Consider the following 15525-nt stretch of genomic DNA (forward strand, 5'->3'; position numbering starts at 1 on the left):
TCCGGCCTGGCCGGTGCGCGCCACAGCACCGACCAGCGAAGCAGGAACATCGCGGGCGCCTCTTAGCGTGACGACAGGCGCACCAGGCTGTCGTTCAAGATCGTCGTGACCCAGTCGCTGGGGCCGGCGTTGGTGCCGAAGGTATTGGTCAGCGCGAAGTGGGCGCGCCGGCCGTCCTGGCGCAGCACCACCATGCCCATGAAGCCGTTCGAGGCGCCGGTGTGGAAGAGCACCGTCTCGTTCTTGACCTGGCCGCCGGCCCAGCCCAGGGCGTAGTCGCCGGGGCGGATGCTGCGCAGGTTCTGCACATAGCTGGCCGGCAGGCCATGGCCCTGGCCTTGCAGGGCGCGCTGGTGTTCGGCCAGCCAGCGGGCGTATTCGGCGGGGCTGAGCCAGACGTCGCCCGAGGGTTTGATGGCGTCCACCCAGGGCTGCAGTTCCGGCCCGAAGCCGGTGAAGGGCTGCAGCTGGCCCGGCCCCGCGCCCTCGTAGCCCTGCACATCGGGCGAGAGGGTCTGCCAGAGCGGGTGCAGGCCCAGCGGTGCGCTGAATTCGCGCACCAGGGTTTCGAAGTCCTGGCCCGTGGCCGCCTCCAGCATGGCGCCGGCCAGGGTGTAGCCGGCGTTGGAGTAGACGAAGTCCTGGCCGGGCTGGCCGGCCGGCGGCAGGCTGAGCAGGTAGGCGCTCAAGAAGCGGCGGCGGCCGGTGTCGGTTTGCGGCGGCGGGGCGGTCTGGCTGGCCAGGTAGGCAGCGAAGTCATCGAGACCTTCGGCGCTGTCCAGCGGCACCAGGCCGGCGCGGTGGTTCAGCAGCTGGGCCAGGGTGATCTGGGCATAGGCCGGGTGCATTTGCGCGGCCAGCTCGGGCAGCAGTTCGGCGGGCTTGCTGTCCCAGCGCAGCTTGCCCCTTTCCACCCACTGGGCGGCCAGCGCCGCGGTGAACGCCTTGCTCATCGAGGCGAGGTGAAAGCGCTCGTCCCCCTGCACGGCCGCGCCCGCTTGCCGGCGCTGGCCCGCCGTGCCCAGGTAGAGCTTGGCGGTGGATTGCGCCTGCGTGGCGAACACGGCGCCCACCAGGCCGGCCTTGACGGCGGCCTCGGCCTCGCTGCGCAGGGCCTGGGTTTCGGTCAGCAGGTCCGGGTCGCGGATCTCGTCGATCTGGGCCTGGCCGCTCCCGCCACAGGCGCTGAGCAGGGCGCTCAGGCCAAGGGCGAGCAGGGAGCGGCGGGGCAGGGAAGTCAGGGCGGGCATGGTCGGACGTCAAGGCGGGTTCAGGAGGCCCGCATTCTTGAAATCCGACCCTTAAGACTCCCTAAAGGCCGATGTGGAAGGCGATGCCGCGGCCCTGCAGGCCGTTCGAGATGCGCAGTCGCGCACCCAGCCGCTGCAGCGCCTGCGCCACGATGGCCAGGCCCAGGCCGGTGCCGGACTCCTGGCTCTGCGCGCCGCGCCAGAAGCGCTCGAACATCTGCTGGTGCTGCTCGGGCGGCACGCCGGGGCCGTCGTCGGCCACTGCGAGCCAGGGCCGGCCATCGGGGCCCTGGCCCAGCTGCAGCTCCACCTCGCGTGCGCCGTAGCGGATGGCGTTGTCCAGCAGGTTCTGCAGCAGGGTCTGCAGCGCCACGCGCTCGGCCTGCCAGGGCAGGGCCTCAGGGGCCTGCAGGCCCAGCTGCACGCCACGGGCGCGTGCCTGCGGGTGCGCCTGGCGCAGCTGGGTGGCGGCCAGTTCGGCCAGGTCCAGGGTTTCCGGTTGCGGCGGCCGTTCCTGGTCCAGGCGCGCCAGGTCCAGCAGCTGCTGGGAAAGATGGGCCGTGCGCGCCAAGCCCTGCTGCAGGGCCTGGGCGGCCTGGGCGCGGCCGGCCTCGTCACGGCTGTTCAGCAGCACATGGGCCTGCGCGCCCAGCGCCGCCAGCGGGGTGCGCAGCTCATGCGCCGCGTCGTGGATCAGCGCGCGCTCGCGTGCCAGCTGCTCGCGCAGGCGCTTGAGCAGGGCGTCGAAGGCGTCGCCCAGGGGCTGCAGCTCGGCGTAGCGCAGGTCCAGGTTCAACGCGGCCAGCTCATGGCGGGTGTCCAGCGCGGCGATGCGGGCGGTGAAGCGGCGCAGCGGTGCCAGGCCGGTGCGCACCGCCAGCCAGAGCGTAAGCAGCAGCACGGGCAGGGCGAGCAGCAGCGAGCTGCCGATCTCGCTCAGCACCCAGAGGATCAACACGTCGTCGCCGATCAGCGGGTCCAGCACCTGCACCCGCCAGGGGCCGCCCTGGGCCTGGAAGACGGCATGCGGGCGGCCTTGCAGTTCGGTCTGGCTCAGGCCTTCGCTGAGCTCCGCCGCCGGTTGCGGGCCGTACTGGCAGACGCTGCGCCCCTCGCCATCGCGCAAGTTCACGCCCGCCCCACCATAGGCATAGCCCTGCAGCTTGCGCAGGCGTTCGAGCTCGCTCGCGAAGCCCTGGGCCACCGCGCAGGCGCTTTCGGCATCACGCAGCTTCTCGACGCTGCGGGCGAGCAGGCTGCCGAGCATTTGCGCGGGTGACTGCTGCACCAGCTGGCCGCGCGCCGCCCAGTAGTTCCAGGCCACCAGCAGCAGGGTGATCAGGGCATAGGCCACCAGCAGGGCGGCAATCAGCCGCCGGCCCAGGCTGCGCTTCATAGAGACTCCAGCCAGTAGCCCACGCCGCGCAGGGTGCCGATCCGCTCGGCCCCGATCTTGCGGCGCAGATTGCTCAGGTGCACTTGCAGCGCGGCCGTGTCCACCGCCTCGCCCAGGGGTTCGAGGCGCTGCGCCAGCGTGGCCTTATCCACCACCTCGCCACCGCCCTCGGCCAGCGCCAGCAGCAGCTGGTACTCGCGCGGCGTCAGGTCCAGGGGCTGGCCCTCCAGCAGAGCCTGGGAGCGCCGCGGCAGCAGCGCCAGCGCGCCGAACTGCCAGGTCTCGCCGGCCTGCGCGGCGCTGCGCCGCAGCACGGCGCGCAGGCGCGCCACCAACTCGGGGATCTCGAAGGGTTTGACCAGGTAGTCGTCGGCACCGGCGTCCAGGCCGGTGAGGCGTTCGTCCAGCGCGCCGCGTGCGGTGATGACGAGGATCGGGGTGCGGCTCTGTGCCGCGCGCCAGCGCTGCAGCAGGGCCAGGCCACTGCCGTCGGGCAGGCCCAGATCCAGCAGCACGGCGCTGCAGGCAGGGTCATCCAGCTTTACGGGCGCATCAGCAGCGCGGCGCAGCCATTGCACGCTGAAGGCCTCCAGCTGCAGGGCGCTCAGCAGGGCCTGGCCAAGGTCCAGATCGTCTTCGATCAGCAGGATGTGCATGCCAATGAAAAAAGCGGCCGCCAGGGCAGCCGCTTTTCAAGTGATGGGTGACGAGCCTTACCTCGGCACTGGTTGCAACGCTAAGGGCTGCTTGGTTCCCCACCTGACCCGGTTGGGCGCGCTCCCATGCGAGGGGGCCCGTCACCGCGCATTCTACGTGCGGGCGCGGGCCCTCCCCTGCGGCCCCCTCAAGGCTGGTAACGCCAGAGCTGGCGCGACTCGCTGCCCACGGCGTCCGAGGCCGCCGTGAAGCCGCCCAGCACGTAGATCGCATCGCCCACCGCCACCGCGCCCAGGCCATGGGCGGCGTAGGGCATGGCGGGCAGTGCCGTCCAGCTGCGCGTGGCCGGGTCGAAGCGCTCGACGGCGGCGCTGACCGAGCGCGCTGTGGTTTCGCCACCAAAGGTGTAGAGCTTGCCGCCCAGCACCGCCGCGGCCAGGCTGCCGCGCGCGGTGGGCAGGGCGGGTTCGGCGGCCCAGCTGTTGCTGGCCGGGCTGTAGCAGTCCAGGCGGTCCAACGGCTGCTGGTCGGTGGCGCGGATGCCGGGGCCGCGGCCGCCGGCCACGCACAGACGCCCCTCCAGCACGCCCGCCGCCGCGGCATTGCGCGCCGGGCTGAGCGGCGCGAGCGCCTGGGCCAGCCAGGTCTGGCTGGCGGTGTCGAAGGCCGAGTGGCTTTCCACCGAGGCGCTGGCGGCGTTGTTCAGGTTCCAGCCGCCCACCAGGTGCAGGCGGCCGTTCAGCTCGGCCGCGGCGGCGGCAAAGCGCGGTACCGGCAGGGCCGGGCCGCTGCTCCAGGTGTTGGCCGCCGTGTCGTAGATCTGCAGCGCGGTGCTGGCCTCGCCGCCCAGGGCGTAGACCTTGCCGGTGGCGCTGAGGGCCGTCAGGTTGTCGGTGCCGCGGGGCAGGCGCGGGCCGGCGGACCAGCTGTTGTTGGCGATGTCGTACAGGTAGCTGCTGGACGAGGTGTCGTAGCCGCCGGCGACGACGAGCCTGCCGTTCACCGCCGCCAGGCCGAACTTGGCCACGCCGGCGGGCAGGTCCGCCAGGCGCGTCCAGCCCGCCGATGCGGGCGCTGGGGCCGGAGCCGGAGCCGGAGCTGGCGCGGGGGCTGGGGCTGGGGCTGGGGCTGGGGCAGTGCTGCCGCCGCCACCGCCGCAGGCGGCAAGCAGGCTCAGGGTGGCAAGAAGGCTGGGCATGGTGGTGCGCATCGAGGGGGACTCCGGGAGTGTCGGGGGGCGCATTGGCGCCGCGCCCCGGGCGCTCCGCAAGCCGCCCGGCCTCCAATCGCGCTCCGCTTTCCATCCAAAAGAAATTTCTTCTTTTGAATCAGCGGCTTAGCGCAGTTCCAGCAGGTCCCCCTGGGCGCCGCCGGAGCGCTCCAGCACGAGCCGGCCGGGGCCGGCGCTGAGGCTCGGGAATTCCGCCAGCGTGCCCAGCGGCCAGCGCGCCAGCTCCTGCGCCGTGGCCTCGGGCTGGCGCTGGTGCAGCAGGCGCTCGAAGCGGCCGCGGCTCAGCAGCCACAGGCCGGCCTCGGGGTGGGGGGCCCAGCCCATCACGCGCTCGCCGGCTTCCAGGCGCGGGGCCGGCCAGGGCGGCTCCGCGGGCTCGCCCGGCTGCCAGCGCAGCAGGCCGTCCTCCCCCTGGCCCCAAAGCAGGCCCCCGGGGCCCCGCGCCAGCCGGGCCTGGGGCCGCAGCCTGGGGGACTGGGGCAACAGGCGCGGCGCGCTGCCCGGCGTCAGTGCCCAGGCCCGCCAGCTGGCGCCCGCCGGACGGCTGAAGACCAAGGTGTGCGCGTCCAGCCAGGTGGGCGCGCCGCCGGCCTGGCCGTCCTGCCACAGCACGTCCAGGGTGCCGCTGCTGCGCTGCCATGCGCACAGGGCCAAGGTGCCAGTGGGGCGGCCGCAGCGGCCCCAGAAGGCCAGGCGCTGACCATCGGGCGACCAGGCGGGCTGGCCGATCTCGCCCGGCAACTGCAGGCGCTCCTGCGGTTCGGCCTGTGCCGGTGCGGCCACCCAGAGCTGGCTGAAGCCCGGGCTGCCCCGGGCCACGAAGGCCAGGGCATCGCCGGCCGGGCCCTCGTACAAGGCCGGCTGGCGGCGCGACCCCAGGGCCGGCGCCAGCGCCTGCAGCCCGGGTGCGCCGGGCGTCCACTGCGCCAGGCCCACGCTGCCGCGCAGCACCGCCACGGTGAGCCGGCCATCGCGCTCGCGCATCGGGGCGCTGCCCTCCTGGCCCAGCGGCTGCAGCTGCCCCGTGCGGCGCTGCCAGCGCAGCAGCATGCGCGCTTCCAACTGGGTGGTGGAGAGGATCAGGTCCTCCCCCTGTGCCGTGTACGCCAGGCCGTGCAGGCTGGTGAGGCCCTGGGTGCTGAGCCGGCGCGTGCTGCCGCCGGCCAGGTCGAGCTCGAACAGCTCGCGCGTGCCCTCGCCGGGCTGGCTGCGCGCGAAGGCCAGCCGGCGGCCATCGGGAGCGAAGGCGGGCTGGTGGTCGGGCAGCAGGGGGTCGGGGGCGGTGGTCAGGCGGCGCAGGCCGCTGCCGTCGGCCTGTAGGGCGAAGAGGCCGGGCCGGCCTTCGCCCGGCGCGGTGAAAACCAGCTGCCGGCCGTCATCGCTGGCGGCCAGGATGGGCGTGAACAGGGGCTGGCAGTCGGCCAGCGGGCGCGGTTGCGCGCCGGGCTGCAGCTCCACGCGCCACAGCCGGCAGCGGCCCGCCTGCAGGGCGGTGAAGGCCAGCGCCCGGCCGCCTTCCAGCCAGGCCAGGCTGGTGACGTCGCCCTGGGCGTCAGCCAGCACGCGCGGCGGCTCGCGCCCGCCGGCGCTGCGCAGCACCAGGGCGGCATCGCCCTGGCCCTGCCACCAGGCAAAGGCCAGCCAGCGCCCGTCGGGCGAGTGCTGGCCGATGAACTCGACGCCGGGCAGCTGCGTCAGCCAGCGGCTGTGCAGCGCCGCCGGCGCGGGCGGCGCCTGGCGTGCCTGCCAGCTCAGCGCGCCGAGCAGCCCGGCCAAGCCGAGCAGCACCAGGGTCGCGGTGGCCCAAGGGCGCGCACCGCTGCGCTGGGGCTCTGCGATGGCAGAGGGTGGGGTGGCAGGCTGCCCGGACGGCAGGGCCGGCGCTGCGGGCGCCCGCGCCAGCACCTGCACCGGCGCAATCAGCCGGTAGCCCTTCTTGGCAATGGTCTCGACATAGCGCGGCGCCTCCGGGTCGTCGCCCAGCGCCTGGCGGATCGTCCAGATGGCGGTGTTGATGGCCTTCTGGGCCACGAAGGCATTGCCGTCCCAGACGCGCTCGATCAGCGTTTCACGCGCCACCACCTGGCCGGGCTGCTCGGCCAGCAGCAGCAGCGTGGCCATGGCCTTGTGGCGCAGCGGGCGGCGTACGCAGCCCTCCTGCCAGAGCTCGTTGGCGCTGCCGTCAACCGTCCAGTCGCCGATGCGCAGCAGGGCCGACGAGCTCACGCTGTGCCCATCTCAAAAGTCGACAGCGTTGCCTGGCAGCACATGCCGGCAGAACCGCCATTCGTGCACCGGCTGATCGTCCACGTAGACATGGGGCTTCGGCAGGAAGGCTGCGAAGCAGGCTTCCAGCTCCAGCTCGTGTGCGGAGCAGCGGGCGTAGTCCGCACCGCCGGAGCTCCAGAGGTACAGGGTATGGCCCGCAGCGTGCAGCCGCTTGACCTCTGCGATGGCGGCTGGCATGGGAATGCGTTTGGCGCCAACGGAGCGGATCAAGGTGTCATCCACATCGACGTAGACCACGCGATCAAGCGGCGTCATAGATCTGGAGGAGTTCGTTCTTGCGGGGCGCGGGGGCGATATGCAGCAAGCAGAAGTCCGGTAGCGATAGCACCGGGTGGTTGGCCGCGTGCTTGGCGAAGGCGAGGGCCTCGAACAACGGTTCGTCATCGTGCCATGTGGTCATCACGAAGTCTGGCCCCATGGACGCTGAAAACTTGCACGCTTCGAGGCAGGTCCAGTCCATCGCGTCATCCCAGCCCGAACAATCCTTCCCCCAGGCAACGAGGTAGCGGCAGCCGGCCTTGAAGAGCCAATCGCAGACAGCATTGCGCCAGTCGTTGGGACAGTCTTGTTCCACCACGACCGCAACGCGCAATGGACGGGCCGAGCTCAGCGCTGGCAGTGGTGCACCTGCTGGCAGGTGGAGATAGCACTGCTCGGCCACCCGAAAACCTCAGCGCAGCTGCAGATCCGCGTCAGAGAACTCGATGCCCAGCGGCTCGATGAACAGGCGCTTGGCGCCCGCTTCCACCTGGCCGGCATGCCAGGCCTGGATGCCGCAGCCCTGGGCCACCTTCACCACCTCGGCGGCCTGCTCGGGCGGCACGAAGAGGGCGAAGCCGGCGCCCATGTTCAGGGTGGAGTAGGCCTCGCGGTCGTCCAGATGGCATTCCTTCTGCATGAAGCGCAGCACGGCGGGCACCGGGGGCACGGTCTTGATGCGGTAGGTCAGCTCACCGGGGTGGCGCAGCAGCTTGCGCCAGCCGTGGCCGGTGATGTTGGCGCTGTAGTGCACCGTGAGGCCGCTCTTGTAGAGCGCCTCGGTGACGGGCGAGTACAGCGGCGTGGGCGCCAGCAGGGCGGCGCCGTAGCTCAGGCCGGGTTCGATCTCGGTGAGGTAGCCGTTCTCCAGTCGCTCGGCCAGCTTGCGCGCCAGGCTCAGGCCGTTGGCGTGGATGCCGCTGGCGGCCAGCAGCACGATGGCGTCGCCGGGGGCGAGCTGGTCGCCGACCGACAGGCGCGACTTCGGGTTGATCAGCCCGGTGCAGGAGGCGGCCAGGTCGATGCGGTCGTTCTCGACGATGCCGGCCAGCGCCGGCGTCTCGCCGCCGCCCCAGGCCACGCCGCAGGTCTCGCAGGCGGCCTTCCAGCCGGCCACCAGGGCCTGGGCACGCGGGGCGTTGCCGAACCAGTCGGAGCCGCCGGCGGCCCAGTAGGCCTGCACCACCAGGGGCGTGGCACCCACGGTGATGAGGTCGTTCACCGCCATGGCGATGGTGTCCTGCGCGATCGCGCCGTAGAAGCTCTGGCCGGTCAGCTGGGCCATCTCGTCGGCCACCAGGGTCTTGGTGCCCAGGCATTCGACGATCGAGGCCATGTAGAACGGCCCCACGTCCACCACATAGGCCGATTCGCCGCGCGAGGCCTTCACCTCGTTGAAGCCATGCACGCCCAGCTGGGTGGCGGTGCTGGCGGCGGCGCGCTGGGCGCTGACCTTCAGGGGGTCGATCAGGTCGTAGTTGACGCCGGCCTGGTCGTAGGTGAGGGGGGTGTTGGCGGGGGTGGACGTGCTCATGGCGCGGGATTGTCTCAGCCCGGGCCCGCCGCCCGCCGCCCGAGCAGGCTGCGGATGGCCGCGACCACGGCCTCCGGCGCGGCCTCCTGCACGCGGTGGTGGGCCTGCAGCTGACGCAGCTCCGCCTGCGGATAGAGGCGGTCCAGCTGGCGCTCGGCCTGCTCGGGATCCACCGCCCAGACGCCGAAATCCTCGGCGTAGAGCACGCCCTTGAGCAGGTCGCGAACCAGGCCCTCGGGCTTGGCGGCGCGCGGGTCGGGCAGGGCCACCATGCGGATCATCGGCCCGCCGAAGGCGCCGGGCTCGGCCAGCAGGCGCTCGCCCAGGTCGTGGATGCCGGCGATCTCGCGCCGCGCCGCGGCCGGCGCGAACAGCCACAGGCCCAGGCGCGTGTACCAGGGGAAATCGGCCGCGGGCTTGACGGCGCCTGGCGGCAGCGCATCCACCAGCAGCAGGCCCTCGACCTGCTCCGGGTACTGGCGCGCAAAGAGCTGGGCGTACTGCCCCCCCAGCGAATGCCCGACCAGCACATAGGGCGGTGCCAGGCCTTGCTGTTGCAGCAGCTGCTGCAGCCGCGCCGCGGCCTGCTCGGGCGGCTGCAGCGTGGGCGCCAGCGCGCTGCGTCCGATGCCGGCGCGGTGGTAGGCGAGCAGATTGCAGCAATCCCCCAGCGCCGCCACCACGGCGCGCCAGGTGTCGAGCGTGAGCATCAAGCCGTTCTCGAACACCAACGTGGCGCGCGGCTGCGCGACACGGTGCACCGCGTACTCGACGGCCAGCCCGTCGATCTCGGTCAGCGCCGGGGACCAGGCCGAGGCGGCCGCTTCGGCAGGTGCTGCCGGGGGCGCGGCTGGCGCGTCTTCCTGGGCCCAGGCCGCGGGCAGGGCGGCCAGCAGGCCGCAGATCAGCAGAACTTTCCAACTGCGCATGGTTTACAGCCCCAGTTCTTCGGCCAGATGCTTGGCCGGGTAGAGCTGGCGCAGCGCCAGCTTGATGGCCGCCTGGTGCACCACCACCGCGCGGTTGTTGCGCTCGTCGAAGGCGAAGCGCCCGGCCAGCGAATCCAGATTGCCGTCGAACACCACGCCCACCCAGTCGCCTTGGCGGTTGACGGCCGGCGAGCCGGAGTTGCCGCCCACGATGTCGGCGGTGCAGATGAAGTTCAGCGGCGTGGCGCCGGGCAGCTCGCGGCGCAGCGTGGCCAGGCGCGGGGTCAGATCAAAGGGGCTGGCGCCGGCAAAGCCGTCGGTGCGCGCCCACAGGCCGTCGAGCGTGGTGAACCAGGGCTGGCGCAGGCCGCCCAGGGCCACCTCGGCCACGCGCCCGAAGGACAGGCGCAGGGTGCCGGTGGCGTCGGGCGGGCTGCCGTCGCCCAGCACGCTCCAGCGCGTCTGGGCCAGCGGGTCGGCCTGGGCGCGCACGGGCTGCGTCACCTCGCGGGCATAGGCGTCGAGTACGCCGCGGCGCAGCGCGTGCAGTTGGCGGCCGAGTTGCAGCATCGGGTCGTCCACGGCGTCGAAGGCCGCGGGCTCCAGAGCCAGCCAGCGCGCGCGCTGCGCGGCGCTGCCGATCTGCGTGGCGGCCAGCCATTGGCGCGCCGCGGCCCGTGCATCGGCCTGGCCGGCCTTCAGGGTGCGCACCCAGGGGTCGGCCGCGCCCAGCGCCTGCTCGCTGCGCTCGATGTAGCCGGCCAGGCGCAGCTCCTCCAGCACCGGGTGCAGGGGGTGCTCGGCCTTCAGGGCCTCGGCGGCCTCGCGTGCCGCCGCGCCGCTGAAGCGCTCCAGGCGCAGGCCTTCGGGCCGGCGCGCTTCCAGCTGCAGTCCGGCCAGGGCCAGCGCGTCTTCCAGCAGCGTGCCCGAGGGCGGGCGCATGGCCACCAGCTCGCGCGCCAGGCGCTGCTGGGCGGCCGCGGCCTTGGCCACGACGAGCCAGGGCTGCTCGCTGGCGGCGCGGCCGCGCACCAGGGTCTCCTCGCGCTGCTTGGCGCCGAAGAGCTCGGGGTCCTTCAGGGCGGCCAGCTCGCCGCGGCGCGCCTTCAAGCCGTTCTCCAGCGCGTTGATGGGCTCCAGCGCCTGGCGCGCCTGCTCCTCGCCCTGGGCGGCATAGCGGTGCAGCAGGGCCTGCTCGGCCTCTGCCGCGGCGATCTCGGCGGGCAACTGGGTGTCGCGCAGCGCGGTCAGCTGGGCCACGGTGAGCAGGCGGTCGGTCTGCCAGGGGTGGCCGGGCACGAACACGGCATCGCCCAGGCCCAGGGCCTGGCGCGCCGGGCGCAGCCAGTGCAGCGGGCGCACCGGCTTACCCTGGTGGTAGACGCGCAGCAGCGCGAAGTCGAAGGCGAAGCGCGGGTAGGCGAAGTTGTCGTCATCACCACCGAAGTTGGCGGCCTGGGTCTCGGGCGCCATCACCAGGCGCAGATCGGTGTAGCGCTGGTAGCGGTAGCGCTGTTGCACCGCCCCGCCGTAGAGCGACACGAGCTCGCAGTGCTGCTCCTTCGGGCAGCTGGCTTCGAACTTGGCCAGCGCGCTGGCACGGGCCGCCGGTTCGGCCGGCAGGCTCACCGGGTCGATGCCGACCAGCATGCGCGCCGTCATGCCGGGGCAGTTCTTCTCGTCCTTCGGGCTGGCGGCCACGAAGCCATGCCTGGCCAGATCGGCCTGGGCGCTGGTCAGGCGGTCGATGCAGTCGCTCACCACATGGTGGTTGGTCAGCACCAGGCCCTGGGGCGAGACGAATGAACCAGAGGCCCCGTCAAGGTTCAGCGCCGCGCCCTGCAGCTTGGCCACCCAGGCGGCGTCCGGTGCTCGGCCCAGGTGCTCTTTCAGTGGGCCGTGCGGCAGACGGTCCAGGGGCCACATGCCTTCTGAAGCGTGGGCACCCAAAAAAGTGGCAAGTAGGGAAACAACCAGAGAACGCTTCATTGCAGTGATGTGAGCAGGACTTTGAACTGACCGGGGCAATCACTGTAAGCAACCGGTGCGCCGCATTTCCCTGTTGTTTGTGCCTAGGGTTTGCTGTTGCCGGCGCTACTGGCCTTGACGGGGGCGATGAGGTTCAGAAAATCAGGTGAGCCGGCCCAACGTTGCAGACCCAGGCTAGGAAAGTTCGGCCCAGAAGACCCGCCTAGGCTGAGGTGAAAAGTCCATTGACGACCGGCAATGTCTTGGGTCCAAGGCAGCGAGATCCGCACCGCCTGACAACCCAGGCGTTCCGGCGGAGTCTCCCAAGACATCATCAGCCCGGTTGCGCCGAACATCAGCTTGCGCTCAATGCCCTGTGGGCTCTTGGAGTGGCAGGCGTCGGGTCCGGCAAGTAGCGGGATTTCTCTCTTGATTGGCGGAGGCGCGTCGCCTGGCGAGCTGCGCATCGCCCCGGCTGTTTGAAGCTGCAAGTTCAGTCGCTGCGCCGCCACCGGGTCGCGAGGCGCCCACAGGGCCTGCCACTCCACATCCTCTGGCGGTAGGGGCTGCCTCAGTTCCCAAGAGCCAAGGCAGGCGTTCAAACTGCTTGGCTTTTCGAGTCGATCGGATCGCAGCGAAACCCCTGCGGCAAGTTGTCGGTATGCCGCAAGCAGCTCGGCCGTCGGGAGTGGCGAGTCCGATCGGACATAGAGCGAATGCCGCTCTGAATCGGAGTCCCAGATCAGACCGTGCCTTTCCTCGTCGATTTGAATCAACTGCATGTGGCGTACAGGCGTGATCCGCAGGGCATTGCGCTCCGCTTGCTTGGCCGAGTGCTGTTTGCACAGGCCTGCGGCTGCGCTGTGCGGCGCCCTTTTCAGCTGAGATTCCAGGGCCGCCAGCTGAGCGTCCAGTTCCTCACGTTCGAGCATCAATTTCTGCATGAGCGGATGAGGTTCGTCCGACGCCAGCCCGACGGCCCATTCGAATCCAGTCCCCTTTGAGGAGTTCAGGTGAACGCGGCCTCGCCAGAGCTGCAAATCCAACTGCTGGGGCGGTTCGATCAGGGACAAGCCAATGCACAGGCCGGCTTCGCGCAGGCGGGTTGGCAGAACTCCAAGCGTTGGCGCGGACGCGGTAGGTGCGGCGTGCAGAACTTGCGCACTCAGCCACTGCGCCAGCCCGTGCGGGGCTCGGCTTGTGCGAGCTGGACCGATCGTGGTGTCGCGCAGGCCCGGCATGACGGAGTGGCCCTGCAAAGGCAGACCGTCGATGGACAAGAGCTCCCCGTGAGGAATCTCGAAGCGTGCTCCATCATTTCCTACGGGCAGCGCCTTGTAGGTCCTGAAGTCGGCATTGCTGGGGGCACCGACCAGTCGGGCACCCGCATGACGATGGAGCGCGTCGGCCAGCCAGGCGGCCCCGTTGCTGGTGCCTTGGTCCATCAACACAAGTAGCGCTCCCGGTTGCGGTCGCTGCGCCGCACCGCGATCGTTGAAGCGCCGGTCTGCGGCTTCGCCTTCAACGGTGCTTAGGTCTCCCGGTGCAAAGATGTGCATCCGTACGTCGTCTTGCGGCAGAAACAGCGCTGCGAGGTCGGCCATCTCTTGCGCCGGTCCACCGCCATGCTGACGCAGATCCAGCACCAAGCCATGGCGCAGCTCCCTCTGCAGAGGCGCTAGGGCAGCCAGTACTTGACGCTGCAGTCGCCCCCCAGAATCGGAGCGCGGTCGCAGATAGACCCAATCTCCGACGGCATGTGCAACCGCCGGTGGCGTCAATTTTTGACGGCGGAGCGACCGTTCGACCTCCGCGCCATCCGCCGTGCGCCACCGAAGGCGAACCGCACTACCTTCCGGACCGCGCAGCAGGGCCACGGCTTCTTCCAGTGACTTGGTGTCCAGCGACTGCCCGTCTGCTACGAGAAGAACAGCGCCGTCCTCCACACCTGAGAGCTGGGCTGCGCCACCGGCCAAGCTCTCCTCGACTTGAATGCCCGTTTCGGTCTTGCGCAGGATCAGGCCCAAACCACTGGAGCCAGGAGGAAGCCCTATGGCTGGTGCGGGGCGCCATCGCGTGCCGGGCCACAAAGTAGATGCGGCCGCTTGAATGCAGAGGTCTTCGGAAGACCAAGCAGGAGTGCCTGTGGGTGGTGTGTTCTTGGCTGTGCTGACTGCCTGCTCGCAGGCGCCTTTCCAATCCTGCGATGCCAGCGGTGAAGGCATATTGGCCCTTGCTGGAAGAAATGGGTCGGTCAATGCGTCAACGGCGCGCTGCACGCTGGGCGAGTCCCAAGGCTTTTCGGGTTCCGATTTCGCCAGGCTGGGCGAGTGTGGCAAAAGCAAAAGCGCAGCAACGGAGCCAGTCAGGAGCGCGCGCTGGACGCTTTGGTGAGGGGACCGTTCGGGGTGTGGGCACACCGCGTTCAAGAAGTTGGAAAAGAGGGGCATGCGTCCGGCCGGTGAGCTCGGCAAGTAGGGTCCAAGAGGTTTCGGCTCCTGCCCTTCGATGCGTGCAGAGCGTTGCCAATCACAAGGTGCCGCGGTAAGCCAGCTCAGCCTTGGGCACTGGAGGGTAGTGCTGTTGCTAGGAACTGCTGACCTTCCTTGCGAGCGCCGGATTGTGAGAACCCAGGCGTGCCCTGAGGTCCCCCTGGTTCGGTGGCCGTAGCAGGCAAATGGTGAGCAGATGTGGCTGACGCTTGGTTGGGCGATGCATGCCACTCCCTAGAATCCCACCCCTACCCCCGAGCCGCCAAGACCCCTTGTGAGCGCCCAAGTCCTCGCCCGCCAGTACCGCCCCCGTCGCTTCCAGGAGCTGGTCGGCCAGGAACATGTGACGCAAGCCCTGGGCAATGCCCTCTCCAGCGGCCGCCTGCACCACGCCTATCTGTTCACCGGCACGCGCGGCGTGGGCAAGACCACCGTCTCGCGCATCCTCGCCAAGGCACTGAACTGCCAGGGGCCGGACGGGCAGGGCGGTGTGACGGCCGAGCCCTGCGGCGTCTGCCCGGCCTGCCGGGACATCGATGCCGGCCGCTTCGTCGATTACGTCGAGCTCGATGCCGCCAGCAACCGCGGCGTCGAAGAGATCTCGCAACTGCTCGATCAGGCCGTCTACAAGCCGGTCGTGGGCCGCACCAAGGTCTACATGATCGACGAGGTGCACATGCTCAGCACCCACGCCTTCAACGCCATGTTGAAGACGCTGGAAGAGCCGCCCGAGTACCTGAAGTTCGTGCTGGCCACCACCGACCCGCAAAAGGTGCCGGTGACCGTACTGAGCCGCTGCCTGCAGTTCAATCTGCGCCCGCTGCCGCCGCCGCTGGTGGCCCAGCACCTGGCCACGGTGCTGCAGGCCGAGAACATCCCCGCCGAGCCCGGCGCCCTGCGGCTGCTGGGCCGCGCCGCGCGCGGTTCGATGCGCGACGCGCTCTCGCTCACCGACCAGGCCATCGCCTTCGGCGCCGGCCAACTGCGCGAGGCCGAAGTGCTGGGCATGCTGGGCAGCACGCCACGCGCCCAAGCCCTGGACCTGCTGGACGCCTTGGCCCATGCCGATGCCGCCGCCCTGGTGGCGGGCGTGGACGGCCTGCGTGCCGCCGGCCATGGCGCCCCCGGCGCGCTGGACGAGCTGGCGCGCTGGCTGCAACTGATTGCCCTGGCCCAGGCCGCCCCCGAGGCGTTGGAGGCCCAGGACCCCGACACCCCCGAGGCCCTGCGCCTGGCCGGCCTGTGGGCCGCCGACACCCTGCAGCTGGCCTACGCGCTGCTGCTGCAGGGCCGCCCCGAGCTGGCGCTGAGCCCCGACGAGCACGCCGGCCTCCTGATGATCCTGCTGCGCGTGCTGGCCTTCCGCCCGGCGGGCGACCCGGCACCCAGCAGCGCGCCGCTGCGCCGCAGCCCCGCCGTGGCGCGGCTGACGGTGCCCGTCGCCGCCCCGGTGCCGGTGGCTGAACCCGCGGCGGCGCTGCCCGTCGCCGCCCCGGTGCCGGTGGCTGAACCTGCGGCGGC

Annotated in this window: 12 protein-coding genes and 1 other RNA gene; 1 reads left to right on the plus strand and 12 read right to left on the minus strand. The window is 71.1% G+C overall.

Translation table 11 applies throughout. The features are described 5' to 3' along the window. Window positions 1-62 precede the first annotated feature (62 nt). From I7X39_RS12320 to I7X39_RS12375, 12 genes are all read right to left on the minus strand, one after another. Window positions 63-1250, minus strand: coding sequence for a serine hydrolase domain-containing protein (locus tag I7X39_RS12320; protein ID WP_198111450.1), 1188 nt, complete (start codon window positions 1248-1250; stop codon window positions 63-65). 61 nt (window positions 1251-1311) lie between these two features. Beyond that, window positions 1312-2646 carry a sensor histidine kinase gene (locus I7X39_RS12325; RefSeq protein WP_198111451.1) on the minus strand — a complete coding sequence of 445 codons (1335 nt, stop codon included), beginning with the start codon at window positions 2644-2646 and terminating at the stop codon, window positions 1312-1314. Then, on the minus strand, window positions 2643-3302 hold the full coding sequence (locus I7X39_RS12330) for a response regulator (protein WP_198111452.1): 660 nt from the start codon (window positions 3300-3302) through the stop codon (window positions 2643-2645). Before I7X39_RS12330 ends, I7X39_RS12325 begins: the two co-directional genes overlap by 4 nt. A gap of 46 nt (window positions 3303-3348) precedes the next feature. Further along, window positions 3349-3445: signal recognition particle sRNA small type (gene ffs / locus I7X39_RS12335), an RNA gene on the minus strand. A gap of 45 nt (window positions 3446-3490) precedes the next feature. Beyond that, entirely contained in the window at window positions 3491-4501 is a 1011-nt protein-coding gene (locus I7X39_RS12340; protein ID WP_198111453.1) for a Kelch repeat-containing protein, read from the minus strand. Between the two features lie 138 nt (window positions 4502-4639). Then, window positions 4640-6760, minus strand: a complete 2121-nt coding sequence (locus tag I7X39_RS12345; RefSeq protein ID WP_198111454.1) for a winged helix-turn-helix domain-containing protein — start codon at window positions 6758-6760, stop codon at window positions 4640-4642. A gap of 12 nt (window positions 6761-6772) precedes the next feature. Next, a complete protein-coding gene (locus tag I7X39_RS12350; RefSeq protein WP_198111455.1) occupies window positions 6773-7078 on the minus strand; it encodes a DUF705 domain-containing protein in 306 nt (101 codons plus the stop codon). Beyond that, the gene (locus I7X39_RS12355; RefSeq protein WP_198111456.1) at window positions 7065-7484 is read right to left on the minus strand and encodes a DUF7684 family protein; all 420 of its coding nucleotides are present in this window, start codon (window positions 7482-7484) and stop codon (window positions 7065-7067) included. Before I7X39_RS12355 ends, I7X39_RS12350 begins: the two co-directional genes overlap by 14 nt. A gap of 9 nt (window positions 7485-7493) precedes the next feature. Continuing rightward, complete coding sequence (locus tag I7X39_RS12360) at window positions 7494-8615, minus strand: AIR synthase related protein (protein ID WP_198111457.1); 1122 nt, start codon at window positions 8613-8615, stop codon at window positions 7494-7496. 14 nt (window positions 8616-8629) lie between these two features. Further along, window positions 8630-9544 (minus strand): alpha/beta fold hydrolase, encoded by a 915-nt coding sequence (locus tag I7X39_RS12365; protein ID WP_198111458.1) that lies wholly within the window; start codon window positions 9542-9544, stop codon window positions 8630-8632. Window positions 9545-9547: 3 nt separating this feature from the next. Beyond that, a complete protein-coding gene (locus I7X39_RS12370; protein ID WP_198111459.1) occupies window positions 9548-11470 on the minus strand; it encodes a S46 family peptidase in 1923 nt (640 codons plus the stop codon). A gap of 146 nt (window positions 11471-11616) precedes the next feature. Beyond that, entirely contained in the window at window positions 11617-13539 is a 1923-nt protein-coding gene (locus tag I7X39_RS12375; RefSeq protein ID WP_198111460.1) for a S41 family peptidase, read from the minus strand. 739 nt (window positions 13540-14278) lie between these two features. Between I7X39_RS12375 and dnaX the strand changes: the two genes are divergently transcribed. Next, the coding region (gene dnaX / locus I7X39_RS12380; RefSeq protein WP_198111461.1) for a DNA polymerase III subunit gamma/tau at window positions 14279-15525 on the plus strand (1247 nt) is incomplete at its 3' end.

The sequence above is a fragment of the Inhella proteolytica genome (genome assembly GCF_016093275.1).
Taxonomy (GTDB): Bacteria; Pseudomonadota; Gammaproteobacteria; order Burkholderiales; family Burkholderiaceae_C; genus Inhella; species Inhella proteolytica.